Origin of the sequence: Corallococcus interemptor (genome assembly GCF_003668875.1) — a bacterium.
In the GTDB taxonomy this organism is placed as follows: domain Bacteria; phylum Myxococcota; class Myxococcia; order Myxococcales; family Myxococcaceae; genus Corallococcus; species Corallococcus interemptor.
On sequence record NZ_RAWM01000441.1, the window covers coordinates 1 to 389 of the forward strand.

Consider the following 389-nt stretch of genomic DNA (forward strand, 5'->3'; position numbering starts at 1 on the left):
GCCCGCAAACGCCAACTGTTCAGTCGCTAATTGCCAGCCTGTCGACACGGGCAGCTACCCGTCCTGCCCGAGCTTCTCTTCTTTTATATATTCCCCTCCTTCGTTTCTTTCAGAAAACCTCAGTCTCTCTATCTCTCTCTCTCTCCTTCTTGCCTTCTCTGCAATCCCAAGAGAAAACCCGGAGCTCTCAAAACACAATGGCAGATTTCAGCACCAGAGCCTTCGCCATCTCCCTAATGGCGGTCATGATCTCCTTCTCCCTCATCGGAGGCTCCTTCGCCGCCGACGCACCAGCTCCGGCTCCTGCTTCCGGCGCAGTCGGCGTCTCTCCGCCTCTCGCTGCCGTGTTCTTCGTTTCCTTTGCTGCGCTGTTTGGATCTCTCATGTAT

The 389-nt window shown here is 55.3% G+C and carries 1 protein-coding gene; it reads right to left on the bottom strand.

Annotated elements, in window-relative coordinates:
• Positions 1-187: 187 nt before the first annotated feature.
• Positions 188-389: hypothetical protein (locus D7X96_RS40700; protein WP_208647477.1), on the bottom strand; the 202-nt coding region annotated here is incomplete at its 5' end.